General features: G+C 52.4%; 2 protein-coding genes. Both read left to right on the top strand.

Features of this window, described 5'->3' with window-relative positions; genetic code table 11:
• Positions 1-2959, top strand: a 2959-nt coding sequence (locus KOO63_11670) for a carboxypeptidase-like regulatory domain-containing protein (protein ID MBU8922466.1), incomplete at its 5' end; no start/stop codon positions are given.
• 39 nt (positions 2960-2998) lie between these two features.
• A partial coding sequence (locus KOO63_11665) for a hypothetical protein (GenBank protein ID MBU8922465.1) occupies positions 2999-3597 on the top strand: 599 nt, incomplete at its 3' end.

The following is a 3597-nucleotide window of genomic DNA, read 5'->3' as shown; positions in this document are numbered from 1 at the left end:
GAACGTCGTTCTGGTCGGCACCAAGATGGGCGGTATGACACTGACAGACGGTTCATTTCTGATCACCGGAGTGCCTGCAGGCACCTATACGGTCAAGGTCATGATGATGGGATACAAGGTCGAGGAAAAGACTGGTGTCAGGGTGGATCCAGGCCAGACAACGAGGGTAGAGTTTCAGCTCACCGAAGAGATCGTGGGGCAGACACAGGAGATCCTTGTAGAGGCGACAGTGAATCAGATAGAGATAAAGGACAGTGACGTAAGTTACAAGGTGACCAGTGACGAGCTTCAGGAACTCCCCGTCGATGACGTTGTCGAGGCTCTCGCCCTCAAGGGCGGGATCGTCAAGACAGGTGACGATCTTCATGTTCGGGGAGGCCGTTCCGGCGAGGTCCAGTTTCAGATCGATGGTGTTCCTGTCGATGATCCCCTGGGCGGCGGAATGATCTCTGTCGGCCTTTTGGGTACGGCCAACAGTGAGGTCATAACTGGTGGGATGGATGCCGAGTACGGAAACGCCCAGTCGGCTGTCGTCCAGCTCCATACCAGGGAGGGCGGCAGGACCTTCGAGGGCCAGATGAGGTACATGACAGATGATTTCGGCAGACGTGACAAGACATATACGAACTACGACAGGCTTTCGATAGGTTTCGGTGGCCCGACACCGCTGAAGAACCTGACTTTCTACTTATCGACTGAGGTCTCCTTTATTGACGGTGAGAACTGGATGATAAGGGACAAGGAAGAGCATACCTACCTCAACGATTTTATAAAATTTTCCGAGCGTAACAGTTCCACGTACAACGTGCAGGGAAAACTTGCCTACACGATCAAGCCTGGAATGAAGCTGATCGGAGAGGCCATCTATTCGCACGCTGTCAACCAGGGTTACTCCCATAACTGGAATCTCGATGGCTACGTGCAGAAGGTCTATCGTTTTATGACACTCCGTCCGAGTCGCGACAGTCTGGCCGACGATGGCAGGGCATTCGGACAGTACATTTCGTTCTACCATGGAGACTGGCTGGAAGAGGAACTCGAGAGGGTCTATACCTATCCGGGCACGCTGGCTGGCAGGCGAAGGACGATCTATCCGGTCAGGATCTTCTCCAAAGTAAGGGATCCTAACAATCCCGAAGCGGGCGCGTTCATAATCAGGTACGACCATTTCTTTGCGAGGATGGCTTCGAACATCTACGGCGATGAAGTGGAGATCATCTGGGATGAGGCCGTTATGAACGAGAACGGCACAGTCGAAAGGTACGAATCGAAACTCCTCTTCGAGGGTTTTCAGAACCCTGATTCAAAGTTCAGCCACTTCAGGGATGACTCGAGTTACGTCTATTTCAACTCTGCGAACAGGACGAACTCAACGACAGCGGAGAACCTCCAGATGAAGGTGGCCCTGAACCACAATATATCCGATGATCTTCTATATACGGTCAACCTCAGTCGTGTCGAGTTTAAGAGATTTACTTCGGTCGATGACAAGGATGCTGCAGACTTCCTGACTTCGGGACAACCGGTCATCCTTCCCAACGGAACTTACCAGTTCGGTGGAGTCAGCAACCAGGTCTACTATACCGATCCCGACTATCCGTACTACCTGACAGCATATGATATGCCGTTTTACGGAGACAGAAGCAGTGTTACCTATATCTTCAAGACTGATATCACCTCACAGAAGTGGGAGCACCACAGGTTCAAAACAGGGATACAGTTCATATATAACGAGCTTGATAATATATCGATAAACTCTCCGGGAAACCTCAGGCGACTGGAGGACGGGAGCTATGTGCAGGGAAGAAGCGCGAACAACTTCAACAACTTCAATCCGGAAGCCTCGTACTACCTGCAGGACAAGTGGGAATACGAGGGGATGGTGGTCAACGGTGGAATCAGGGTCGATTATTTCTCGCCCGGTAACAACACCGAGATCCTTGTGGCTTCGGCCGAGATCGACCCGGATGTAGAAGAACACAAGTTCCAGATCAGTCCGCGTCTGGGGTTCGCATTCCCGATCACGGACAAGGACAAGTTCCATTTCCATTATGGAAGGTTTACACAGTGGCCCAACAGGACATTCCTCTTCCAGAGTCAGGACCTGATCGGTGGCGCCGGTATTCTCGGTAACCCCGATCTCGATGAGGAGTTGACTGTCTCGTACCAGGCCGGTGTCTCTCATCAGTTCACCGAGACTGTGGCGGCCAGTTTCGTAGTGTTCAACAAGGACATCTACGGACTGATCTCTTCGACAAGGGTCACCGATGAGAATCTTGGTATAACAGGGTTCCGTTATATCAACAGGACCTACGCAAGTTCACGAGGGGTGGAGTTCACTGTCAACAAACGTCTCAGCCACTACATAGGTGGCGAGATATCCTATACGTTCCAGTACGCCGACGGGGTGGCATCCAACGCCAACTTCGGTCTTTCGGCGGAAGGTCTTACCCATCTTCCCACCCAGGAGATGCCTCTCGACTGGGATCAGCGCCATACGCTCAATGTGACGCTGAGGCTCCAGGACGAGAACAACTGGGGTGCTACTATAGTCTACATGTTCGGTAGTGGTCTTCCATGGACGCCGTTTGACAGGTTTGCGCGTCGTCAGGACCCGCTTGACGAGAACTCCAATCGTCTCGATCATACGCATGTGATCAACCTGCAGGGCAGGAAGAAGTTTAATATTTACGGGCAGGAACTCACGCTCTTCTTCGAGGGCAGAAACCTGCTCGACGAAGATGTCCTGCTTCCGTTTGGAACAGGCCCTGGAGTGTTCCCCGGGATGGTCAACGCGAGGATGGACGGAGGTTCGTACCTTACAGAGACCGGACAGTTCGGCGGTGCGTATCTTCAGGATATCGATGAAGACGGACTTGATGATTTCACACCGATAAACGATCCGACGATCTGGGCTTCTCACAGACAGTGGAGGATCGGTTTCGGTTTCGAATTCTAGAATGATGAATGAATGCTACAAGGAGTGGAGGTTCTTGAAATGATACGCAAAGGAGTCCTGCTGACGGTACTCTCGGTACTTGTGGTCTCCATGCTGCATTCTCCGTTGTCAGCGCGCAACGATACGGCAGAATGGGCAGAGAAGCTCAAGAAGATGGAGCAGGTCTGGGTCTTTGACGGCAGCGGTATCCACAACGTCGGAAACCTTCAGATGCATGTTACAAACTGGGGATGTTTTGGTTCATATCCCAGTTCAAACTGGCCGACAGCCGAGTTCCCATCGGCGCAGTGGCCGGCGAACTCCGGAACAGAATATCTTTATATCGCCGGACTCTGGATCGGCGCAAAAAGGGGCGGTATCCCCGTCGTATCGACCTCGGCATACGAAATTGAATTCAGGCCCCCCGGGATTGAGAATCCTGATGCCAAGATCTATCGTGCGTTCGAGGGTATTCAGAATGGCGCCAGGCTTCCGAGCCCGGACGATGACGATAAGGACGGCATATCCGACGAAGATTGGCAGAACGGTATAGATGACGATGGCGACGGTCTCATCGATGAGGATTTCGGTGCTATCGGAAAGCAGATGTTTACCTGCTGGACGACAGACGACGATCCGACCGCCATACAGGTCAATCC

The sequence above is a fragment of the Candidatus Latescibacterota bacterium genome (assembly GCA_019038625.1).
GTDB lineage: Bacteria > Krumholzibacteriota > Krumholzibacteriia > Krumholzibacteriales > Krumholzibacteriaceae > JAGLYV01.
Note: the sequence above shows the minus strand (reverse complement) of the source record. Positions and strands in the feature narration are given on the sequence as shown.